Raw genomic sequence first — 22,150 nt, 5'->3', positions numbered from 1 at the left:
GCATGCCGGAGTGTCGCGACAGTCCGGCCACGGCCGCTGTGCATCGTGTTTCACGTGAAACGTCGCTCACTGCTGCACGGCATCATCAACCGTGGCCGCGCTGCGGCCCAACCCCGCGACCGCAAGCCTCTCAGCTCACTCGGACAGGGAACGGAGTTGTCCACAGAGGTGGATTTCTCCACAGAACGTCAGGCCTCACTGGTTCGCAACCCCGAAGGCATGGGAGGCTCTGTTCATTGCGAGCCTGAAGTCGAGGAGAGTGAATCCTTGCGGTCCGACGCCAACATTGCGGGACCGATGACCGATCCGGTCCCCGGTCCCCGTACCGAATCGATGGGGGAGGATGTTTCACGTGAAACGCCACCCCCGATGGACGACACTCCCATCGGTCGTGCTGCCCAACTGGCGGTCGAGGCTCTGGGCCGTGCCGGCGAGGGTCTGCCCCAGCCTGAACAGACCCGCGTCATGGTGGTCGCCAATCAGAAGGGTGGCGTGGGCAAGACGACGACGACCGTCAACCTTGCCGCTTCGCTGGCTCTGCACGGTGCCCGCGTCCTGGTGATCGACCTGGACCCGCAGGGCAATGCCTCCACTGCGCTGGGCATCGACCATCACGCGGAAGTCCCCTCTATCTACGACGTCCTGGTGGAGAGCAGGCCGCTGGCCGAGGTCGTCCAGCCCGTCCCTGATGTCGAGGGTCTCTTCTGCGCTCCCGCCACGATCGATCTCGCCGGTGCGGAGATCGAGCTGGTGTCCCTGGTGGCGCGGGAGAGCAGGTTGCAGCGAGCGATCCAGGCCTACGAGCAGCCGCTGGACTACATCCTCATCGACTGTCCGCCCTCACTTGGCCTGCTGACGGTCAATGCGCTCGTCGCCGGCCGGGAGGTCCTCATCCCGATCCAGTGCGAGTACTACGCGCTGGAAGGCCTGGGCCAGTTGCTCCGCAATGTCGACCTGGTACGGGGGCACCTCAACCCCGCCCTGCATGTGTCGACCATCCTGCTCACCATGTACGACGGCCGGACGCGCCTTGCGTCCCAGGTCGCGGAAGAGGTGCGCAGCCACTTCGGTGACGAGGTGCTGCGGACGAGCATTCCCCGCTCCGTCCGCATCTCCGAGGCACCGAGCTATGGGCAGACGGTGCTGACTTACGATCCAGGGTCAAGCGGTGCCCTCTCCTATCTTGAGGCGGCACGAGAAATCGCGCTGAGGGGCGTCGGTGTCAGCTACGACGCCACGCACGCCCACCTCGGCGCACAGGGTGATCCGAACATGGTGGAGGGGATTCAGTGAGTGAGCGACGGAGGGGGTTGGGTCGCGGGCTCGGCGCGCTGATCCCCGCTGCCCCGACTGGGGAGAAACCGCAGGCTCCGGCGACGGCGGGGGGCGCGAGCTCCGCGTCGTCCACGGCTGTCCCGGTGCTGACCGGTGACCGCGGTGACCGGGGGGTGGCGGCGGCAAAGGTGACCACACTGCCGCCTGTTTCACGTGAAACGTCGCTGCCACCGGCGAGTAGCCCGACTGAGATGAGCGCGTCGGTGATGGGCGCCCACTTCGCCGAGATCCCCCTCGACTCCATCACGCCGAACCCGCGCCAGCCGCGTGAGGTCTTCGACGAGGACGCGCTGGCCGAGCTTGTCACCTCCATCAAGGAGGTCGGACTCCTCCAGCCCGTCGTCGTCCGCCAGCTCGGTTCCGGGCGCTATGAGCTCATCATGGGTGAGCGGCGCTGGAGGGCCTGCCGTGAGGCGGGGCTCGCGGCCATCCCGGCGATCGTGCGGGCCACGGATGACGAGAAGCTTCTCCTGGACGCCCTGCTGGAGAACCTGCACCGGGCCCAGCTGAACCCGCTGGAAGAGGCGGCCGCCTACGACCAGCTGCTGAAGGACTTCAACTGCACGCACGACCAGCTGGCGGACCGGATCGGCCGTTCCCGCCCGCAGGTCTCCAACACCCTGCGTCTGCTGAAGCTCTCCCCGGCCGTGCAGCGACGGGTCGCCGCCGGAGTTCTCTCGGCCGGACATGCCCGGGCGTTGCTCTCCGTCGAGGACTCGGAGGAGCAGGACCGGCTGGCCCATCGGATCGTCGCCGAGGGCCTGTCGGTGCGGGCGGTCGAGGAGATCGTGACCTTGATGGCGTCGCGGCCGACGATGGCTCCTCGCTCCAAGGGCCCGCGTGCCGGTGGGCGGGTCTCTCCGGCGCTGTCCGATCTTGCGACGCGTCTGTCCGACCGCTTCGAGACGCGGGTGAAGGTCGACCTGGGACAGAAGAAGGGCAAGATCACCGTCGAGTTCGCTTCCATGGAGGACCTGGAGCGCATCCTCGGCACACTGGCTCCGGGCGAGGGCCCGGTCATGCAGAAGAGCCTTCTGGACGGCGAAGAGCCGGAGGAGGAGATGGAGGGCTGAGCCCGTCCGAGGGACGGTTTGGTCTCGATCGATCAGCACGGGCGGGTCGTGTCCGGTGTGTACCGGAACACGGCCTGCTCTTTGCTTTCAGGCGGTATCGATGCAATCGCATCGTCGATACGATGCGTTCGGGTATGGCGCATTCACCCGGCGGTACCTCTAGAGGGAGGCAGGGGCATGCGAACGGTGAGCCGCAACGGAATGCTCGGCGCGGTCTTGGGGCTGGGCGCGGTCGGAGGATTCGTCGGTAGCCTGCTCAAGGAACGCAGCGCTCTGACAGCCGCGCGTGGCGCCGCGGGCGAAGGAAGCGAGGAACAGCCTTCATGGGCCGTAGGCTCGTACCGCTCACGCTGGACAACCTTCAAGACCTTCCCCGGCGCTGCCGTGCGTGCGTCTTCTGGGAGCTGGACCCCGTCAGTAGTGAAGCAGCGCTGAAGGCCGGCACGTCCGCGGCGGAAAAGGAAGCGTGGATCTCCGCCGTCCTGCTGGACTGGGGCTCCTGCGGCCGTGTCGTCTACGTCGATGACGCGCCCGTGGGCTTCGTGCTTTATGCTCCCCCCGCCTATGTCCCTCGCTCCATGGCGTTCCCCACGAGCCCCGTCTCTCCGGACGCGGTGCAGCTGATGACCGGCTTCATCATGCCGGGTTACCAAGGGCAGGGGCTGGGTCGTGTGATGGTCCAGACGGTCGCGAAGGACCTGCTGCGGCGGGACTTCAAGGCCATCGAGGCATTCGGGGACGCCCGATGGAAGGAACCCGCCTGCATGCTCCCCGCCGACCATCTGCTGGCCGTGGGGTTCAAGACCGTCCGGCACCACCCGGCCCACCCGCGGCTCCGGCTGGAACTGCGGACGACGCTGTCCTGGAAGGAAGACGTGGAGATGGCGATCGACCGGCTGCTGGGCGCCGTGCAGAAGGAACCGGCGCTGAGGCCGCTGTAAGCGAGCAGCCACATACGAATGGGCCAACCCTGAAGGGTTGGCCCATTCGTGTTTCACGTGAAACATCGCCGCCGGCTCGGCGGCCCTGCTGTGGTTACTCGGCGACGAAGTCCTCGAGGTCGCGAACGATCGCTGCCTTCGGCTTCGCCCCCACGATGGTCTTGGCGACCTCGCCGTTCTGGTAGACGTTCAGGGTCGGGATGGACATGACCCCGTACTTGGCGGCGGTGTTCGGGTTCTCGTCGATGTTGAGCTTGACGACCTCGATCTTGTCGCCGTACTCGGCGGCGATCGCCTCGAGGGACGGAGCGATCTGGCGGCAGGGACCGCACCAAGCGGCCCAGAAGTCCACCAGGACGGGCTTGTCGCTCTTCAGGACGTCCTGCTCGAAGGAGTCGTCGGTCACGTTCTTCAGGGTGCCGGCCACAGCGGGCTCCTTAACTGGTCGTGCGGTGGGGTGGTTGGGGGTCTCAGACGGTGGACTTCTCGGGCTCGGCCTTCTGCTCGTTGTCCGCGAGGGCCGAGAGGAAGCGCTCGGCGTCGAGGGCGGCGGAGCAGCCGGTACCGGCCGCGGTGATCGCCTGGCGGTAGGTGTGGTCGACCACGTCGCCGGCGGCGAAGACACCGGTCAGGTTGGTGCGGGTGGACGGCGAGTCGACCTTCAGGTAACCCTCCTCGTCCAGGTCCAGCTGGCCCTTGAAGAGCTCCGTGCGCGGGTCGTGGCCGATCGCGATGAACAGGCCCGTCACCGGCAGGTCCGACAGCTCGCCGGTCTTGACGTTGCGCAGCTTCAGGCCGGAGAGCTTCTGATCGCCCTGGATCTCCGCGACCTCGCTGTCCCAGACGAACTTGATCTTCGGGTCGGCGAAGGCGCGCTCCTGCATCGCCTTGGAGGCACGCAGGGTGTCCCGGCGGTGGACGACGGTGACGGACTTGGCGAACCGGGAGAGGAAGGTGGCCTCCTCCATGGCGGTGTCACCGCCACCGATCACGGCGATGTCCTGCTCCCGGAAGAAGAAGCCGTCACAGGTGGCGCACCAGGAGACCCCCCGGCCGGAGAGCGTGTCCTCGTTCGGCAGACCGAGCTTGCGGTGCTGCGAGCCGGTGGTGACGATGACGGCCTTCGCCTGGTGCACCGTGCCCGCGGTGTCCGTGACGGTCTTGATCTCACCGCTCAGGTCGACGGAGACCACGTCGTCCGGGATGAGCTCGGCGCCGAAACGCTCGGCCTGCGCACGCATGCTGTCCATGAGCTCGGGGCCCATGATGCCGTCGCGGAAGCCGGGGAAGTTCTCCACGTCGGTGGTGTTCATCAGCGCACCACCCGCGGTGACCGCACCCTCGAAAACCAGCGGCTTCAGCGACGCGCGCGCGGTGTAGAGCGCCGCCGTGTAGCCGGCGGGCCCGGAGCCGATGATGATCACGTTACGGACATCGCTCACGGCTTGATTCCTCGTCTCTGGACTGTGTCGTACGGCCGGTGGGAGCCTCTCTCACAGCTCTCACCCCACCCAACGGATCCTAAGGGGCGTGCATTCCCGGTGTGCCGGGGCACACGGAGGCGCGACAGCGCACGGGATGCCATGCAGCGCGAGGACCGAGCGTGCGGGTTCAGGAACGCGCGTAGGAGTGCGACAGCAGCACCTTGGCCGTGACGTCCGGGTGGCGGACGCAGGTCGCGTCGACCAGGTAGGCCGTGACGCGGGTGCTGTCGCCGGAGGCGTCGGGCAGCACGACGAGATAGGCCTCCTTGCCGTCATAGGTGCCCACCCGGGCGGCGAGCGGAGTGCCGCTGTCGTTGATGCCCTGCCGTACGCACGAGGGGACCGTCGGCGGCCGGCTCTTCAGCAGCTTCGGCTTGCCGGTACCGGGAGCGGAGTCCACGCCGAAGCTGTGCGGGGCATGGGTGTCGCTTTGCGGCTGCTGCTCCTGGTCGAGGAGGTCGGCGACCTCGTTCTTGAGAGTGCTCGCGGAAAAGGTGTCCGCGGACGTGATCGGACGGTCGTGCGCCGCGGTGTTGGATCCCTTGTTGTCGTGGAGCGTCGCCAGGACCACGGACGTCACGCCCAGGGCGGCGAGGGCGACGACGGACCCCAGAACGGCGACCCTGCGACGTCCCCGCCGGGTGCCTGTCTTGCGACCCGGTCCGGTGCTGGAGGCGCGAGGGTGACCGGAGGGGCGATCCGCGGCCGATGTTTCACGTGAAACACGCACGCCGACCGCGACAGGGGCCTCGGCGGCGAGAGCCGCATCGATACGGTCCGCCACGTCGGCCGGCATGGCGGGCACATCCGGCAGGGCGACGAGCAGGCCACGGATCTCTGTCAGCGACGCGTGGACGTCGGCGCACGGCTCGCACTCGTCCAGATGCCGCTCTAGCTCTGCGGCCCGGGCGGGGCCGAGGAGGCCTTCGATGAGGTCGGAGATCTCCATGACGTCCGGGTGCCCGGCCGCGTCTGTCGTGGATGTCACGCTTGCCCACCTCCGCCCTTCACAGCAGCTGAATCGCTTGATCCCGTGTCCTGCGTGTGCGTGGCCTCAGGACCCGTGCCCTCAAGACCCGTGCCCTTGGGACCCGTGCCTTCAGGACCTGTCGCCGGTGGGACGGATGTCCCCTGCGCCCGGTTCCGCCCCGCGCCCGATTCCTTCTCGTCGCCGGCGCGTCCCGGTCGCAGATGGGTGAGCAGCGGCAGGAGCCTGGCTCTGCCCCGGGCGCAACGGCTCTTCACCGTTCCGGTCGGCACATCGAGGATGCGGGCGGCCTCGGCGACCGGGTAGCCCTGCATGTCCACGAGCACCAGGGCGGCCCGCTGGTCGGGCGGCAGGGTGCCCAGCGCCTCGATGAGCTGCCGCTGCACGTCGTTCCTCTCGGCGGGTGCCGAGGCCGACTCGTGCGGCTCCAGCAGCTGCTCCAGGCGCTCGGTGTCATTCGTGGGCGAGGTCTTGCGGGAGGCGGCCTTGCGGACCCGGTCCAGGCAGGCGTTCACCGTGATCCGGTGCAGCCAGGTCGTGACGGCCGACTGGCCGCGGAAGGTGCCCGCGGCCCGGTAGGCGGAGACGAACGCGTCCTGCACGGCGTCAGCGGCCTCCTCACGGTCGCCCAGCGTGCGCAGGGCGACCGCCCAGAGCCGGTCACGGTGACGGCGCACCAGCTCACCGAAGGCTTCGGGGTCGCCCTCCACGTGACGGGTCAAGAGGTCCTGATCGCTGACGTCGCCAAAAGCGGTGCCGTCCGCCACAGGCCCCTCCCCCCTCGCGTCCGCGCTCAGCCGGTGAACTTGAGGTCCGTCACAGCCTGCTTGTATCCCGAGTCGCTGTACGCGTCACCTTGCGCGTACGGCAGAGCGGTGAACCACACCAGCACGTACTGGGACTTCACCGGCTTGGCCACCTTCACCTCCGCGGTCGTGCCGGCCGTCGTCACGGACCCCAGCTTCGTCATCGAGGTGATCGGCACCGACGAGCTCATCGAGTCCGTGCCGTACAACGTGACAGTCGTGTGGTCTCCGCCGAACAGGAGCCCTATGGACGCGGAGGAGACCTCCTGTGCCGAACCGAGGTCATAGACGATGCCGACGCCGGGCTTGAAGGCCGGGTTCATGTCCGGCCCCTCCTTGTAGCTGGCGGTGCGCCAGTACGTCGAGCTGTCCCCGTCGTATGTCTTGACGACATCGGCGGGGTGCTGGGCATCACCCTTCGCGACGTACTCCTGCGCACCGTAGATCTTGAGCGGCGAGACCGGCTTCGGCTGCTTCTCGTCGTTGTCGCTGCCGTCCTGGGTCTGCGTCTGGGTGTCGTCGGACTTGCCGCCCTGTTCCAGCAGGGCGTCCGCGAGCTGCCAGCTGCCCAGGCCCAGGGCGGCGATGAGGAGGGCCGAGACGGCCCACTTCAGCGCCTTGCCGGTGCGGCTCTGCAGCGGAGGCGGCGGGGCCGGGACCGGCTGGGTGACGCCGGGGTGCGGTGCCGGACGGCCGTACGAGCCCTGCTGGTAGGAGGTGCCCTGGTACTCCGGCGGCGCGGTGAACGTCGGCTCCGGCGGCCGGACGCGCGGCATCTCACCGATCGCCTTGACCAGTTCCTCCGGGGTGGTGCACGCCGACTCGTGGCGGGAGGCGGTGGCGCCGTCGTTGACGAGGGCGCGCATGGCGAGTTCGGACAGGCCGCGGTGGACGCCCGCGCGCACCTGGTCGGGGGCGATGAGGCCGATGTCCTTGGGCAGTCCGGACAGGCCGTAGGCGTCGCTCTCGTACGGCCAGCGCTGGGTGAGCGCCGCGTACAGCAGGGCGCCGATCGCCTCGGTGTCGGTGCGCTGCGGGGTGTCGGAACTGATGCCGCGCAGCGCGGCGTTCACGGCGAGGCCGCGGACCCGCCACTGACCGGTGGAGGTGCGCAGCACGGCATTGGGGTTCAGACGCAGATGGGCGAGGCCCTCGCGGTGCGCGGCGGCCATGGCGGAGGCGATCTGGCTGACCAACTGGTAGGCGTCGTGCGGCTCCAGAGGGCCCGAGGCCAGAAGCGTGGTCAGTTCCGTCGCGTCGGGCAGCCATTCGTGGACGACGTAGACGAGGTCGTTCTCCTCGACGGCGTCGAGCACCTGCACGAAGCGGGGATCGCCGAGCAGCGCGGAGGAGCGTGCCGCGGCCAGCACGGACCGGGCTCGCGTATGGTCCGCGGGCAGGATGTGCACCCCGACGGCGCGACGGAGCTTCTCGTCCACCGCTCGCCAACTGCTGAAGCCGTCCAGACGGGTGACGCACTCCTCAAGGCGGTAGCGTCCGGCCAGTTTGTGGCCGCTGTGAAGTTCGGTCGGTGAGGCCTTCTTCCCGGAACTCTCCGTCCCGTCGCTCCCCTGTGCCTCGTCGTTGTCCGTGCCCCGATCCCGATTCTGGGCCACCCCGTCGGACGTGGACTGGTCCGCCTCGGCGGTCAGCGACTGCTCGCCGCTGTTGTCTGCCACGTCGACGGCAGCCGTGATCCGTTCCGCCACCGTCGCTCCTGCCTCCCCATCCATTCGCGCGCTGTCCGACGCCGAATCCAATTGTGCCCACAGTTCGCCGCTATGCACGACACACGGCCGCGGACGATGGTTGTGCGCCTACCCCCGACTCAACGCCCCAGGCGCCCGCGGACCATGCCCACGAGACCGTTGATTTCCTCGATGCGCATCCTGCGGGCGGCGACGAAGAAGACCCCGAGCAGGAGTGCGCCACCGGCCAGCAGCGCGACGAACGACCCGAAGACGCCCTGGCCCAGCGAGTGGCCGATGCCGTAGCAGGCCGCGCCGCTGAGCAGTGCCGCCGGCACCGAGGCGATGCACAACCGCGCGTACGTCCGCAGCACACGGGAGCCGTCGAGGTCGCCGCCCAGCCGCTGGCGCAGCCGGCGCCAGGCGACCCCGACGCCGATCGCGTACGCGAGACCGTACACGGCCGCCATGCCGGCCACGGACCAGCGGGCCGGAAGCAGGAAGTAACACAGGAGTGAGGCACCCGCGTTGACCGCGGCCACGATGACCGTGTTGTAGAAGGGCGTGCGGGTGTCCTCGTAGGCGTAGAACGCGCGCAGGACGACGTACTGCACGGAGTACGGGATCAGGCCGAGTCCGAAGGCCATCAGCATGTAGCCCATGTTGGTGGCGGCCGTGGTGCCCTGGGAGCCGAAGATCAGCGTGCACATGGGGATGCCGAGCGCGAGGAACCCGAAGGAGATCGGCACGATGGCGACCGCCGTCGTCCGCAGACCCTGCGAGATGTCGTCCCGGACCGCGCCGGCGTCGTTCTCGGCGGCCGAGCGCGAGATACGGGGCAGCAGGGCCGCCATCAGCGAGACCGTGATGATGGCCTGGGGCAGTCCCCAGATCAGCTGGGCGTTGGCGTAGGCGCTGAAGCCGGTGCCGTCGATGTGCGTGCGGGCGACCGCGGAGGTGGCCAGCTGGGTGACCACCAGGGCACCTGCCTGGTTGGCGAGGACGAAGAGGACCGTCCACTTGGCCAGCATGGCGGCCTTGCCGAGGCCGTGCCCCTTCCAGTCGAAGCGCAGACGGAGCTTGAACCCGGTCTCGCGCAGGTACGGGATCATCGCGAGTGCCTGCACGACGAGGCCGAGGAGCACGCCGACACCGAGCAGCCGCTGGCCCTCCGGCGGGATGTTCGTGACGGTCATGTGGGAGTTCGCGGCCGTGCCGTAGACCCACAGGAACGTGCCGAGCGTGAAGATGATGACGATGTTGTTCAGGACCGGTGTCCACATCATCGCGCCGAACTTGCCCCGGGCGTTGAGGATCTGCCCCATCACCACGTGGACGCCCATGAAGAAGATCGAGGGCAGGAAGTACCGGGTGAAGGTGATGCCGACCTCGTTGGCCGCCGGGTTGCTGGCGACCGAGTTGGAGAGCATCCGGACCAGTAGCGGTGCCGCGAGCATCGTGACGGCGGTGAGTGCGCCGAGTGCGACCATCACCAGGGTGAGCAGCCGGTTGGCGAACGCCTCGCCGCCGTCGTCGTCCTCCTTCATGGCGCGGACGAGCTGCGGGACGAACACGGAGTTCAGGCCGCCGCCGACGGTCAGGATGTAGATCATCGTCGGCAGCTGGTAGGCCACCTGGAAGGTGTCGCCCAGCAGGGCCGTGCCCAGTGCGGCCACGATCATCGCCGAGCGGATGAACCCGGTGAGCCGGGAGACCATCGTGCCCGCCGCCATGACGGCGCTGGACTTCAGCAGTCCCGCGGCCTTCCCGCCCTTCTTCGCCGCCGGGGCGGGGGCGGGCTCGGTCGCCGGTGCAGGGGCCTGGGCGACGGCCGGTGCGGCGGCGTACGGTCCCATCGGTCCCTGACCGGCGGCCGGGGCCGGGGCGGGGCCGGGAACCGAGGGGACAGCCATCTGAGGGCGTCCGCCCATGTCCTGCGGTGGCTGGTAGCCGTGCTGTCCCGGGCCCTGGTGACCGTAGCCGCCCTGGCGCATGTCCGGACGGCCGCCCTGCTGCTGGTCACGGAAGAGGTGGGCGAAGGCGTCCGGCTCGTGGTGCTCCTCGCCGGAGTGGCTGACCAGGTCGTCGACGCCGACGAACTGCGTGGTGCGGGGATCCTCGCCGTGCGGCAGGTACTGGGTGGGGCCCGACGGCTCCGGCGGCGGGGTCTGCGCCCACACCCGCGGGTCGGGGGCGTACGGAGACTGCGTGGGACGGCCGTACAGAGGCTGCTGCGGCCCGTTCGTGCCCGGGGCAGGCGGAGGGTGCGCGGCGCGGTCGTACAGCGCCTCGCCGACCGGGTCCTGGGCGGTGAGGTCCTGTGCCCGGTAGGGGTCCTCGTCGTAGGCGTCCTGGAGGTACATGTCCGCGGGAGGCTGCGGCGGCGTCTGGCCGTGTCCGGGCGGCGGCGCGTCGGGGTGACCCGAGCCGCCCACGGCCTGGTCGCGGTCACCGTCGTACGGCGCGTTCATGCTTACCCCACCTCATCGTCCCGGGCCCTCCGGGCCACGACATCCTCAACGGTCCACTTTCTCACCCGTGCCGGACGGGTCTGCGCTTTCCGCTGCGGTGTCCGGTGTCGGGTCACTCGGCTGCTCCGGGTCGTCTGCCCGGGACCGGGTGCCGGACTCTTCTGTGAGACGACCGGCGGTGCCTTCGAGGTTCTCCGGCTCGCGGCCTTCCGTCTCGTCCGTGCTGTCACCGGCTTCTCCGGCGCCGTCCTCACCGCTGTGCGCTTCCTCGGCGCTGTCGGTGTCCCGCGGGTCCTGAGCGGCCTCCTTGGCCGCCGCGCGCTTGCGCTGGGTGTACATGCGGAAGCCGGCGAGGACGAGCAGCAGGACGCCGCCGCCGATGACCAGCATCACCGTGGCCGTGATCTCGGTGACTTTCACGTCGAAGGTGACGGGCGCGCCGTATTCCCGGCCGTCCTGCGTGTAGAGCTGGGCGACCACCGTCACGGGGCCGTTGGCGTTGGCCGACGTGGGGAACTTCACGGACTGGCTGTGCCCGCCCGAGACCGCGACGGGCTGCTCCGCGTACGCCTTGCCGCGGATCTTGAGGCGGGTGGGGTTGGTCGAGGTGAGGCGCAGCATCAGATGGTCGACGCCCTGCACCAGGTTGTTCTGCACCGTCACCGGGATCGTGGCGCTGCGGCCGGAGAGCTTCGTCTCCGATTTGTCGATCAGCTTGACCTGCTCGGAGAGGTCGTCGAGGTACGCCTCCACGCCGTCCCGGAAGCTGGACGCCTCACCGGTCCGGCCACGCCACGACGTGGCCATCTCTCGGTTCATGGCCCGTCCGAAGGGCGTGACGACCCGGGACGGGTCGGTGAGGACGACCTGGAAGTTGTCGACCTTGTCCTGCGTCCTGGCGATCGCCCAGAACGCGGCTCGCCTGAGTTCCTTCTTGCGCAGCGAGGAGGGGTAGTCCGCGGTGGACGGGATCTTCGTGGTGGCGTCGGGGTCCGGCTTGGCCGCGGCGGCCGCGTTCAGGTCCTGCGACTGGGACCAGGTGCTCTGCTGGAGCGCCGTCAGCGCCTGCGCCATGGCCTGGGCCTGGGGGGCGGTGGGCATGCGCTGCGGGGCCACGACGATGCTGCGCTGCTGGCTCGTCTGGCTGCCGAGCTCCAGGCTCTGGGCGAGGAACTGCTGCACGGCGAGCGTGGTGGCGTCGGCCTGCGTCATATCGCCCTCGAACGCCGTCGACAGACGGGCGTCCGCGACGATCGCCGTGGTGCCGCCGCCGATCGGACGGGCGGCGGAGGGCGTGTAGGTGAGCCCGCCGGTTTCCTGGAGGCTGTCGCTGCGTGTGATGACCTTGTCGGCGCCCGCGGACGTGGCGACCTTGACGATCGACCGGTCGATGGCGCCGTCCACGGGCCAGGCGAAGTCCGTGCCCGGCTTCACGTGGAGCACTGTCTCCACCGTGCTGGCGGCGACGTCGGTGGCGTCCTTGAGCTGACTCAGTGAGCCGGTGACGCTCGTGCCGTTGTGAGCGAGGGAGGCCAGGTCCGGGTCTGCGAAGGGCAGTGCCACGACGTCCTTGCCCGCCACCGCCTGCTGGAGCTCGGCGAGCCACTTCTTGGCGACGTCCTGATGGGTGCCCGGCACGGGTGTGCCGTCGCCGGTCTGGATGCGGTAGTTGCGGGTCATGGCGTCGACGGACGCCAGCAGGTCGGGGTCGATCACCCAGGTGACGTCGAGATCCTTGCCCAGCGACAGCATCTGCTCCAGGCGTCCGCCGGGAGCGATGTCCTTGGCGAGGTCGTCGTCGAGGAAGACCGGCGTCTGTTGTGCTCCGGGGCCCGTCTCGGCCGTCATGTGGACGTCGGACACGAGTGGCCACAGATAGGTCGTCTTCGTCTTCGTGCCCGCGTCGTTCGGCTGCCACGGCAGGAACGTGCGCTGGATGCCCAGGACCTGCTCCCAGGGCTGGGCGGAGGTCTGGCCGGACAGCGAGACGGAGAGCTCGTAGACCCCGTTCGTGCCGAGGTTCAGCTTGTCGATCGGCACGGAGAGGCTGAAGTGCTGGGCGACGCCCGGAGCGAGCCGGGTGAACTTCTGGACGTACTTGTCGCCGACTTCGGGGCCGTCGGCGGCCGGGTCGAACCGGGTGCGCTGGGCCACGCTGTCGATCGCCGAGCGGGTGTCCAGCTCCGGGCCCACGCGCAGGCCCACGTGGGCGTCGGTGACGGCCTGCTTGCCCTTGTTCGTCACCGTGCCGGAGACGGTCAGCGTGTCCCCGTCCGAGGGGGCGCTGGGGCTGAGCGAGTCGAGGGAGACGGCCACCGTGCGCGAGCCCGACGCGGCCTGCTGGGACTCCTGCCCGGCGGCGTGTGCGGACGGCATGGCGGGCAGCTGGAGCAGAGCGGCCAGCAGCGGCGCTCCGGCGAGCAGCGCCCCGGCACGCCGCAACCGGCGGCGGGCAGGTGAGGGACTGGTCCCCTGGAATTCTGCCGCCTCGGCCACGCGCTCGCCCGTCCCTCGTCGTCAGTGGTCGTCGGATGTGCGTCCACGCATGGTAACGATGCGCGCCGAGGGGAAGTGCCACGGAGGCGGTCTCAAGATCGTTGGACGAGGGTGGACGCCCTGGATATGCCGGTATCCGGGGATGCTGTTCATTACGTCACAAAGGCAGGGTTTGAGTAGGTAATAAAGGGGTCTGCCGCGGTACCTCCGGTGGTGTCGTTCCGACGGACCGGCCGAGCCCGGTGCCCGAACAATGACGGCGCGGTCGAGTGCCCGGGCCACGTACCCTTTTCTGTTGTGCCGAACGCCAACGAAGACACTTCCCCTGCCCTGAACCAGGTGCAGCAGCGCGCGGTGAGCGAGCTGCTGCGGGTGGCCCCCGTCGCCGACGACCTCGCGCGCCGTTTCCAGGAGGCCGGGTTCTCTCTCGCCCTGGTCGGAGGCTCGGTCCGGGACGCACTGCTCGGCCGGCTCGGCAACGACCTGGACTTCACGACCGACGCCCGCCCCGAGGACGTACTGAAGATCGTGCGGCCATGGGCGGATGCCGTTTGGGAGGTCGGGATCGCCTTCGGCACGGTCGGGGCGCAGAAGCAGGCCCGCGTCGGGGACGTCGACCGGTGCTTCCAGATCGAGGTGACCACCTACCGGTCCGAGGCCTACGACCGCTCCTCGCGCAAGCCTGAGGTGTCGTACGGCGACTCCATCGAGGAGGACCTCGTCCGCCGTGACTTCACGGTCAACGCCATGGCCGTGGCGCTGCCGGAGAAGACGTTCATCGACCCGCACGGCGGGATCGGCGACCTCGAGGCGCGTGTGCTGCGCACCCCGGGCACACCCGAGGAGTCCTTCTCCGACGACCCGCTGCGCATGATGCGGGCGGCGCGCTTCGCCGCCCAGCTCGACTTCGACGTCGCCCCCGAGGTCGTCACGGCGATCAAGGACATGGCGGGGCGCATCGAGATCGTCTCGGCCGAGCGGGTCCGGGACGAGCTGAACAAGCTGATCCTGTCGGCTCACCCGCGCAAGGGCCTGACCCTGCTCGTCGACACCGGTCTCGCCGGTCATGTCCTGCCCGAGCTGCCCGCCCTGCGTCTGGAGAGCGACGAGCACCACCGGCACAAGGATGTCTACGACCACACGCTGATCGTGCTGGAGCAGGCAATGGCGCTGGAGGAGGAACCCGACCTGGCCCTCCGCCTTGCCGCTCTACTGCACGACATCGGCAAGCCGCGCACGCGCCGCTTCGAGAAGGACGGCCGGGTCTCCTTCCACCATCACGAGGTGGTCGGCGCGAAGATGACCAAGAAGCGCATGACCGCGCTGAAGTACTCCAACGAACTGGTGAAGGACGTTTCGCGGCTGGTCGAACTCCACCTGCGTTTCCACGGCTATGGCACCGGCGAGTGGACGGACTCGGCTGTCCGCCGCTACGTCCGCGACGCCGGTCCGCTGCTCGACCGTCTTCACAAGCTGACCCGCTCGGACTGCACCACCCGCAACAAGCGCAAGGCGGCCGCTCTGTCCCGGGCGTACGACGGTCTGGAGGAGCGCATCGCCCAGCTCCAGGAGCGGGAGGAGCTCGACGCGATCCGCCCGGACCTCGACGGCAACCAGATCATGGAGATCCTGGGCGTCAAGCCTGGTCCGGCCGTCGGCAAGGCGTACAAGTACCTGCTGGAGCTCCGCCTCGAGAACGGCCCGATGGAGCACGATGCGGCGGTGGCGGCCCTCAAGGAGTGGTGGGTCGAGCAGGAGGAGCAGGGCTGAGGTCGTGTGAAAAGGGCCTGTGTTTCACGTGAAACACAGGCCCGGGAAACACCGAGGGGCGATGTTTCACGTGAAACATCGCCCCTCAGTCATGGGTCATGCGGGTGTTACTGCGTTTCCTTCAGGCACAGCACCACGTCGTGCCCGCCTCCGGACTGGATGTAGGAGATGGTCCACCCCTTGACGCCTTCGCACTTGTCCTCGTCGGAGGAGCCGTCGAACTTCTGGACCACCTTGAACTCCGCGTCGCTGGACGAGCAATCGACCTCCTTGAGGTCGGGGCTGGAGTCCGTTCCCTTGTTGTGCAGGCAGGAACCCACCGAGGTCGTCTCGGCGTCGTTCTGGCTGAACCACCAGCCGATGCCGAACTTGACGAGGAGGATGGCGATGGCGAAGACGACCGCACCGATGATGCCCAGCGCCTTCTTGGCCCCGGACTTCGGCGGAACGGGCGGCGGGACCGGTGCACCCTGCTGCTGCGGGAAGGGGGCGTACGGAGCCTGCGGCGGGTAAGGCTGCTGCGGGGATCCGGGCTGACCGGGCTGCTGCCCCATGGGAGCGTTGGGCGCCTGGGCGTACGGGTTCTGGCCCTGGGGCGGCGGCGGAGTGGTCACTTGGGGGTCCCCCTGGAACTTGGGCATGATGGCAGGAACATGCTGTCGAAATAAGACGCACGTAAGTTACAGGCCATGACTGACACTGCTGTAGCCCGGTGGGACTCTGTGGCGTTGATGTGACACTTATCGGCCTGCAAAGCGGGTCATAGCGGCCGCAACCGCGCCGTAGATCACGGCGATCATGACGGCGAGCAGGGCCGACCGGCCGTCCGGTGGCAGCATCAGCGCGGCGACCCCCGCGGCGCCGACGAACGCCATGTTGAACAGCACGTCGTACACGGAAAAGATCCGGCCGCGGAAGCCGTCGTCGACTGCGGACTGCACCATCGTGTCCGTGGAGATCTTCGCGCCCTGGGTGGTCAGCCCCAGCACGAACGCCGCGACGAGCAGGGGGCCGGTGGCGAACGGCAGGCCCAGGGCGGGCTCGAGAACCGCCGCGGAGCCGGCGCACACGGCGATCCAGCGGGCCGACCCGAGCCGGCCGGCCGCCCACGGTGTCATCACGGCCGCCGCGAAGAACCCGGCGCCGGAGAGGGCCAGCGCCAGCCCGAGCAGACGCAGTCCCTCCCGTGTGTTCGAGGTCAGGCCGTAGCGGCACAGCATCAGCACCATGACGGTCAGTGCCCCGTAGCAGAAACGCATCAACGTCATCGAGGCCAGTGCCCAGGCGGCCTGCCGCCGGGACGGCGCGGCGAGGTGCCGTACGGCCGCCGCCAGGTCGCGTGCGGTGACGGTCAGTGCCGTGCCCAGCCGTGTCCGCTCCGGCCCCCGGTCGGGCCCGAGCAGATCTGGTGCCATGAGCAGCGAGGTCAGGGCCGCGCACAGATACAGGGCGGCCCCCAGCAGTACCACGGCCGCGTCGGAGTCCGATCCCACCAGCCGTACGACGAAGGCGAGACCGCCACCCGCGAACGCGGCCAGGGAGCCGGCGGTCGGCGACAGGGAGTTGGCCATCACCAGCCGCTCGGCGTCGACGACGCGCGGCAGCGCGGCCGACAGGCCGGCGAGGACGAAGCGGTTGACGGCGGTGACGCACAGCGCGGAGACGTAGAACAGCCAGTCCGGCACGGCGGCGACCATCAGCACGGCCGTGGCGGTCGCCATCACGGCACGCGCCAGGTTGCCGTAGAGGAAGACCTGGCGGCGGCGCCAGCGGTCCAGCAGGACGCCCGCGAAGGGGCCGACCAGGGAGTACGGCAGGAGCAGGACCGCCATTGCGGAGGCGATCGCGGCGGGCGAGGTCTGCTTCTCCGGGGAGAAGACGACGTAGGTGGCGAGCGCGACCTGGTAGACGCCGTCGGCGCTCTGGGAGAGCACCCGCACGGCGAGCAGGCGTCTGAAGTTCCTCAAGCGCAGCAGGACACGCAGGTCACGGACGACGGCCATGGGGCACAGCCTCACATGTGGGAGGGCCCCCGGGTGCACGCACGGCGTACACGGACGGGGGCCCAACAGCCCTGGCAGGAGCGGTTTTGCGAAGCGCTCTCTAGCGCTCGACCTCGCCGCGGATGAACTTCTCCACGTTCTCGCGGGCCTCGTCGTCGAAGTACTGCACCGGCGGGGACTTCATGAAGTACGAGGACGCCGACAGGATCGGGCCGCCGATGCCCCGGTCCTTGGCGATCTTCGCGGCGCGCAGGGCGTCGATGATGACACCGGCGGAGTTCGGGGAGTCCCAGACCTCGAGCTTGTACTCCAGGCTCAGCGGGACGTCGCCGAAGGCGCGGCCCTCGAGGCGGACGTAGGCCCACTTGCGGTCGTCGAGCCAGGCCACGTAGTCGGACGGGCCGATGTGGACGTTCTTCTCGCCGAGGTCCCGGTCGGGGATCTGGGAGGTGACGGCCTGCGTCTTGGAGATCTTCTTGGACTCCAGGCGGTCGCGCTCCAGCATGTTCTTGAAGTCCATGTTGCCGCCGACGTTCAGCTGCATGGTGCGGTCCAGGATGACACCGCGGTCCTCGAACAGCTTCGCCATGACGCGGTGCGTGATGGTCGCGCCGACCTGCGACTTGATGTCGTCGCCGACGATCGGGACGCCTGCCTCGGTGAACTTGTCCGCCCACTCCTTGGTGCCGGCGATGAAGACCGGGAGCGCGTTGACGAAGGCGACCTTGGCCTCGATGGCGCACTGGGCGTAGAACTTCGCCGCGTCCTCGGAGCCCACGGGCAGGTAGCAGACCAGGACGTCGATCTGCTTGTCCTTGAGGACCTGGACGATGTCGACCGGGGCCTCGGCGGACTCCTCGATGGTCTCCCGGTAGTACTTGCCGAGACCGTCGAGCGTGTGGCCGCGCTGAACCGTCACACCGGTGCTGGGCACGTCGCAGATCTTGATGGTGTTGTTCTCGGAGGCGCCGATGGCGTCGGCGAGGTCCAGGCCGACCTTCTTCGCGTCGACGTCGAAGGCGGCGACGAACTCGACGTCACGCACGTGGTAGTCGCCGAACTGCACGTGCATGAGGCCCGGGACCTTCGACGCCGGGTCGGCGTCCTTGTAGTACTCGACGCCCTGCACCAGCGACGCGGCGCAGTTGCCCACGCCGACGATGGCTACGCGAACCGAACCCATTCCGGTTGCTCCCTGTGTGTATTCGGTGAAGCCCCGACGGGACCTCACGTGGCGGTGTCGTCGGGCGTATCCGGCCGGGGAGACTCCCCGGACCGGGGCAGGCCGCCCGTCGTTCCAGTGGTGGTGTCCAGCGACGCGGGTCCCCCGGAGGCGGAACCCTTGAGGTCCCGCCCGGCCCGCTCGCTCTCGATGAGCTCGTTCAGCCAGCGCACTTCGCGCTCCACGGACTCCATCCCGTGGCGCTGGAGCTCGAGTGTGTAGTCGTCGAGGCGCTCCCGGGTGCGTGCCAGAGAGGTGCGCATCTTCTCCAGACGCTCCTCCAGCCGGCTGCGGCGGCCCTCCAGCACGCGCATGCGTACGTCGCGCGACGTCTGCCCGAAGAAGGCGAAGCGCGCGGCGAAGTGCTCGTCCTCGTACGTGTCGGGGCCCGTCTGAGAGAGCAGCTCCTCGAAGTGCTCCTTACCTTCGGCCGTCAACCGGTAGACGATTTTGGCGCGGCGCCCTGCGAGCGCGGCGGAGACGGCGTCCTCAGGAGCGTTCCCCGGCTCCTCGATCAACCAGCCGTTGGCGACCAGCGTCTTGAGGCAGGGATAGAGCGTCCCGTAGCTGAACGCACGGAACACACCCAGTGACGTATTGAGTCGTTTGCGCAGCTCGTAGCCGTGCATCGGAGATTCGCGGAGCAGGCCGAGAACGGCGAACTCGAGGATGCCGGAACGCCGGCCCATCGTCGCCTCCTCTCTCCCGCGATCCGGCGGCGGCGGGGGCCGTTCCGGGTGCCATGGCGATGCTTATCTCGGACTGATGTATCGACTCGATACATCACGACGATAGATCCCAGCCCCGGATGCGACAAGAGGAGGCAGGGTGAACGGGATCACATCGCAAGTCGGTCGGAGGCAAGTTGCCTGATTTGGGGTGAACTTCGAGGCTCAGCGGGTTTTGCCAGTGCGTAGTCTGTGCGCCATGCACACCGCCGGGAACCAAGTGACGCCCGGGGGACATCCTCGTCCCCGGTGCGGTACGGGTGAATACGCGACCGACCACATCCGTACTTCGGGGGGACCGGAAACCAGCCGCCGTTTCCAGGCGCGCAAGGGTGCGCCTGCCCGAGGAGTAATCGTTCGATGAGCGAGCACCGTCGCAAACCGCCGCAGCCGCAGGGAGGCGGACGTGCCGCGGCCCGACGTGGCCAGTCCGGCTCGTCCTCCGGCCGCCGCGCGGCACCGCGAGGCGCCAGCGGATCTCCAGCCGATTCCTATGGATCCGGTTCCCAAGGGCCGGGCCCGGGGTCGGGTTCGTATGGCGCGGGAGGTGAGGAGCGCCCGTACGAGGGTCGTGCCGCCGCTCGGCGGGCGGCACAGAGAGGTGGCGGCCGTCGTGGCCGGCCCGGCGGGCCCGATGGCCCGAACGGGCCCGGGCGCGGCCGTGGCCGGGCGGCGCCGCCCGCCAAGAACCGGATCGTCGACTACCCGCGCGCGGGCAAGGACGGATGGCACCGCTGGATGCCGTCCTGGAAACTCGTGACGGGACTGTTCATCGGCTTCCTCGGGAGCCTGGTGGCGGTCGCCGGTATCGGGTACGCCATGGTGGGCGTGCCCGATGTCGCCGCGACCGCGACCGCGCAGAACAACGTCTACCTCTGGTCCGACAAGACGCCGATGGTCTCGACGGGTGGCGAGACGAACCGGCAGATCGTCAACCTGTCGCAGATCCCCGAGGCGATGCAGTGGGCGGTCATCTCCCAGGAGAACAAGACCTTCTACTCCGACAGCGGCGTCGACCCCAAGGGCATCGCCCGCGCGTTCTTCAACATGGCCACCGGTGGCCAGACCCAGGGTGGTTCCACCATCACCCAGCAGTACGTGAAGAACGCGAGGCTGGACGACCAGTCGCAGACGATCTCCCGTAAGTTCAAGGAGATCTTCATCTCGGTCAAGGTCGGCACCACCGTCAAAAAGAAGGAGATCCTCGCGGGCTACCTGAACTCGGCCTACTACGGCCGGGGTGCCTACGGGATCCAGGCGGCCGCGCGTGCCTACTTCAACAAGGACTCCATCGACCTGAACCCGGGCGAGTGCGCCTTCCTGTCCGCGATGCTCAAGGGCGCGACGTACTACGACCCGGCGGGCCAGACGTCCATCGACCCCACCGGTGCCACCGCGGAGAAGAACACACAGCGGGCCCTGACGCAGATGCAGGACACGCTCGACAAGATGGTCCAGGGCCAGCATCTGAGCGCGACCGAGCGGGCCAAGTACACCAAGCTCCCCGACTGGAAGAATCCCCGGTCGAGCACCCAGCTGAGCGGCCAGATCGGCTACCTCGTGGACCTGGCCAACAGCTATCTGGTCACCCACAGTGACGAGACCGGCATCACCGCGGACAAGCTGCGGCTGGGCGGCTACACGATCAGGACGACCTTCGACAAGAAGAAGGTCGCGAAGCTGGAGAACGCGGTCAAGAAGGTCCAGAAGGCCAACATCAACCCCAAGCTGCGCCCGAAGACGGACACGCACGTCCAGTTCGGCGGGGCCTCGGTGGACTCGAAGACGGGTGCCATCGTGGCGATCTACGGCGGTGAGGACGCGACCAAACACTTCACCAACAACGCCGACGCGACCGGTGCCCAGGTCGGCTCGACCTTCAAGCCGTTCGTACTGGCCGCGGCCATGCGGGACGGCGTCCGTGACCCCAGCCTGGGCGAATCGCAGTCACAGGACGAACGCACCCAGGTGTCGCCCAAGAGCCGGTTCAGCGGTAAGAACAAGCTCAAGATCAAGAATTACGACGGGACCGTCTGGAGGGACGAGAAGGACGGGGAGTGGCTGCAGACCAACGACGGTAACGAGTCGCTCGGAAAGCCCCCGAGCTACATGATCGACCTGCGCGAGGCGATGCAGTGGTCGGTGAACTCCGCCTTCGTGCAACTCGGCATGGACGTCGGCCTGGACAAGGTCAAGCAGGCCGCTCTCGATGCCGGTCTGAAGGAGAACAGCCTGACCGGCACCGGCTTCCCGTCCTTCTCCATCGGTATCTCCGACCCCAGCGCCATCCGCATGGCGGGCGCCTATGCCACCTTCGCCAAGAGTGGTGAGCAGAACGACCCGTTCTCCGTCCTGGAGGTCAACAGCAAGGACGGGCAGGTCTACAAGCACGAGGGCAAGCCCACGCGGGCCTTCACGTCGGCCGTCGCCGACAACGTCACGGACATCCTCAAGACCGTGGTCGAGAAGGGTACGGGCGCCAACGCCCAGCTGCCCGGGCGTGAGGTGGCCGGCAAGACCGGTACCACGGACGGGAACAAGTCCGCCTGGTTCGTCGGCTACACCCCGCAGCTGTCCACCGCGATCGGCATGTTCCGGCTGGACGACAACGAGAAGAACAAGTCGCGCAAGTTCGAGGAGATGTACGGCACGGGTGGCCAGGACAAGATCCATGGCGCCTCGTTCCCGTCCGAGATCTGGCACGACTACATGCTGGAGGCGCTCCAGGGCGTGCCGGCCGAGAAGTTCCCGAAGCCCGAGCCCATCGGCGAGATCGTCAACCCGGTGCCCAGCCCCACGCCGACGCCCTCGCCCACCCCGACCGAGGAGACCAGCCCGACACCGTCTCCCACGCCCAGCGAGGTCGAGCCCAGCCCGACCCCCTCGCCGACCCCGTCGCGCTGCGGCTTCTTCGGCTGCGACGGCAACGGCAACGGCAACGGTAACGGTAACGGCGGTGGTACGGGCGACGGCGGTACGGACGGAGGCGTCAGCGCGCCGCCGTCACCGACCGATTCAGGCAACGGCAACGGAGGCGGCAACAGAGGCAACGGCAACGGAGGCTTCTTCGGAGGCACGGGCAACTAGCCGCCTGGCCGCCCCACGAGGGTGTTTCACGTGAAACGAGGGCCGCCGCACCTGCCGG

Annotated in this window: 16 protein-coding genes; 5 read left to right on the top strand and 11 right to left on the bottom strand. The window is 68.7% G+C overall.

The window, feature by feature from the left end:
* Positions 1-219 precede the first annotated feature (219 nt).
* From ACFY3J_RS08370 to ACFY3J_RS08360, 3 genes are all read left to right on the top strand, one after another.
* The gene (locus ACFY3J_RS08370; protein WP_384175050.1) at positions 220-1,293 is read left to right on the top strand and encodes a ParA family protein; all 1,074 of its coding nucleotides are present in this window, start codon (positions 220-222) and stop codon (positions 1,291-1,293) included.
* Complete coding sequence (locus tag ACFY3J_RS08365; protein ID WP_384174388.1) at positions 1,290-2,408, top strand: ParB/RepB/Spo0J family partition protein; 1,119 nt, start codon at positions 1,290-1,292, stop codon at positions 2,406-2,408. Before ACFY3J_RS08370 ends, ACFY3J_RS08365 begins: the two co-directional genes overlap by 4 nt.
* A 323-nt stretch (positions 2,409-2,731) precedes the next feature.
* Complete coding sequence (locus tag ACFY3J_RS08360) at positions 2,732-3,349, top strand: GNAT family N-acetyltransferase (RefSeq protein WP_390840576.1); 618 nt, start codon at positions 2,732-2,734, stop codon at positions 3,347-3,349.
* Between the two features lie 94 nt (positions 3,350-3,443).
* On the opposite strand, the gene trxA is transcribed toward ACFY3J_RS08360, so the two are convergent.
* The 7 genes from trxA to ACFY3J_RS08325 form a co-directional block, all read right to left on the bottom strand.
* Complete coding sequence (trxA, locus tag ACFY3J_RS08355; RefSeq protein WP_141359862.1) at positions 3,444-3,776, bottom strand: thioredoxin; 333 nt, start codon at positions 3,774-3,776, stop codon at positions 3,444-3,446.
* A 43-nt stretch (positions 3,777-3,819) separates the two neighbouring features.
* Positions 3,820-4,791 (bottom strand): thioredoxin-disulfide reductase, encoded by a 972-nt coding sequence (gene trxB, locus ACFY3J_RS08350; RefSeq protein ID WP_384174382.1) that lies wholly within the window; start codon positions 4,789-4,791, stop codon positions 3,820-3,822.
* A gap of 169 nt (positions 4,792-4,960) precedes the next feature.
* Complete coding sequence (locus ACFY3J_RS08345; protein ID WP_390840575.1) at positions 4,961-5,821, bottom strand: anti-sigma factor family protein; 861 nt, start codon at positions 5,819-5,821, stop codon at positions 4,961-4,963.
* A complete protein-coding gene (gene sigM, locus ACFY3J_RS08340; RefSeq protein WP_390840574.1) occupies positions 5,818-6,588 on the bottom strand; it encodes an RNA polymerase sigma factor SigM in 771 nt (256 codons plus the stop codon). The genes ACFY3J_RS08345 and sigM overlap by 4 nt, the downstream gene beginning before the upstream one ends.
* A 26-nt stretch (positions 6,589-6,614) precedes the next feature.
* Positions 6,615-8,336 carry a protein kinase family protein gene (locus ACFY3J_RS08335; RefSeq protein ID WP_384174373.1) on the bottom strand — a complete coding sequence of 574 codons (1,722 nt, stop codon included), beginning with the start codon at positions 8,334-8,336 and terminating at the stop codon, positions 6,615-6,617.
* 119 nt (positions 8,337-8,455) lie between these two features.
* Positions 8,456-10,786 (bottom strand): murein biosynthesis integral membrane protein MurJ, encoded by a 2,331-nt coding sequence (murJ, locus tag ACFY3J_RS08330; RefSeq protein ID WP_384174370.1) that lies wholly within the window; start codon positions 10,784-10,786, stop codon positions 8,456-8,458.
* Between the two features lie 45 nt (positions 10,787-10,831).
* A complete protein-coding gene (locus ACFY3J_RS08325) occupies positions 10,832-13,282 on the bottom strand; it encodes a DUF6049 family protein (RefSeq protein ID WP_390840573.1) in 2,451 nt (816 codons plus the stop codon).
* A 297-nt stretch (positions 13,283-13,579) separates the two neighbouring features.
* Here ACFY3J_RS08325 and ACFY3J_RS08320 point away from each other — a divergent pair, with 297 nt between their 5' ends.
* Positions 13,580-15,052 carry a CCA tRNA nucleotidyltransferase gene (locus ACFY3J_RS08320; protein ID WP_390840572.1) on the top strand — a complete coding sequence of 491 codons (1,473 nt, stop codon included), beginning with the start codon at positions 13,580-13,582 and terminating at the stop codon, positions 15,050-15,052.
* Positions 15,053-15,159: 107 nt separating this feature from the next.
* On the opposite strand, the gene ACFY3J_RS08315 is transcribed toward ACFY3J_RS08320, so the two are convergent.
* From ACFY3J_RS08315 to ACFY3J_RS08300, 4 genes are all read right to left on the bottom strand, one after another.
* Positions 15,160-15,693, bottom strand: a complete 534-nt coding sequence (locus tag ACFY3J_RS08315) for a hypothetical protein (RefSeq protein WP_390840571.1) — start codon at positions 15,691-15,693, stop codon at positions 15,160-15,162.
* 99 nt (positions 15,694-15,792) lie between these two features.
* Positions 15,793-17,055, bottom strand: a complete 1,263-nt coding sequence (locus tag ACFY3J_RS08310; protein ID WP_390840570.1) for an MFS transporter — start codon at positions 17,053-17,055, stop codon at positions 15,793-15,795.
* A 100-nt stretch (positions 17,056-17,155) separates the two neighbouring features.
* Positions 17,156-18,238 carry an inositol-3-phosphate synthase gene (locus tag ACFY3J_RS08305; protein ID WP_388482647.1) on the bottom strand — a complete coding sequence of 361 codons (1,083 nt, stop codon included), beginning with the start codon at positions 18,236-18,238 and terminating at the stop codon, positions 17,156-17,158.
* A gap of 44 nt (positions 18,239-18,282) precedes the next feature.
* Positions 18,283-18,966 carry a PadR family transcriptional regulator gene (locus tag ACFY3J_RS08300; RefSeq protein WP_384174353.1) on the bottom strand — a complete coding sequence of 228 codons (684 nt, stop codon included), beginning with the start codon at positions 18,964-18,966 and terminating at the stop codon, positions 18,283-18,285.
* Between the two features lie 399 nt (positions 18,967-19,365).
* Between ACFY3J_RS08300 and ACFY3J_RS08295 the strand changes: the two genes are divergently transcribed.
* Positions 19,366-22,092, top strand: a complete 2,727-nt coding sequence (locus ACFY3J_RS08295) for a transglycosylase domain-containing protein (protein WP_390840569.1) — start codon at positions 19,366-19,368, stop codon at positions 22,090-22,092.
* Positions 22,093-22,150 lie beyond the last annotated feature (58 nt).

It is taken from the genome of Streptomyces sp. NPDC001231, assembly GCF_042896885.1.
Taxonomy (GTDB): domain Bacteria; phylum Actinomycetota; class Actinomycetes; order Streptomycetales; family Streptomycetaceae; genus Streptomyces.
The sequence above is the reverse complement of the archived record's forward strand: the minus strand, read 5'-3'. Positions and strand labels throughout refer to the sequence as shown.

Bases quoted from the DNA above. Each gene is read 5' to 3' on its own strand.
- ACFY3J_RS08305 (WP_388482647.1), bottom strand. From the start codon at position 18,238: ATGGGTTCGGTTCGCGTAGCCATCGTCGGCGTGGGCAACTGCGCCGCG.
- ACFY3J_RS08300 (WP_384174353.1), bottom strand. From the start codon at position 18,966: ATGGGCCGGCGTTCCGGCATCCTCGAGTTCGCCGTTCTCGGCCTGCTC.
- ACFY3J_RS08310 (WP_390840570.1), bottom strand. From the start codon at position 17,055: ATGGCCGTCGTCCGTGACCTGCGTGTCCTGCTGCGCTTGAGGAACTTC.
- murJ (WP_384174370.1), bottom strand. From the start codon at position 10,786: ATGAACGCGCCGTACGACGGTGACCGCGACCAGGCCGTGGGCGGCTCG.
- ACFY3J_RS08315 (WP_390840571.1), bottom strand. From the start codon at position 15,693: ATGCCCAAGTTCCAGGGGGACCCCCAAGTGACCACTCCGCCGCCGCCC.
- ACFY3J_RS08295 (WP_390840569.1), top strand. From the start codon at position 19,366: ATGAGCGAGCACCGTCGCAAACCGCCGCAGCCGCAGGGAGGCGGACGT.
- ACFY3J_RS08370 (WP_384175050.1), top strand. From the start codon at position 220: ATGGGAGGCTCTGTTCATTGCGAGCCTGAAGTCGAGGAGAGTGAATCC.
- ACFY3J_RS08360 (WP_390840576.1), top strand. From the start codon at position 2,732: ATGGGCCGTAGGCTCGTACCGCTCACGCTGGACAACCTTCAAGACCTT.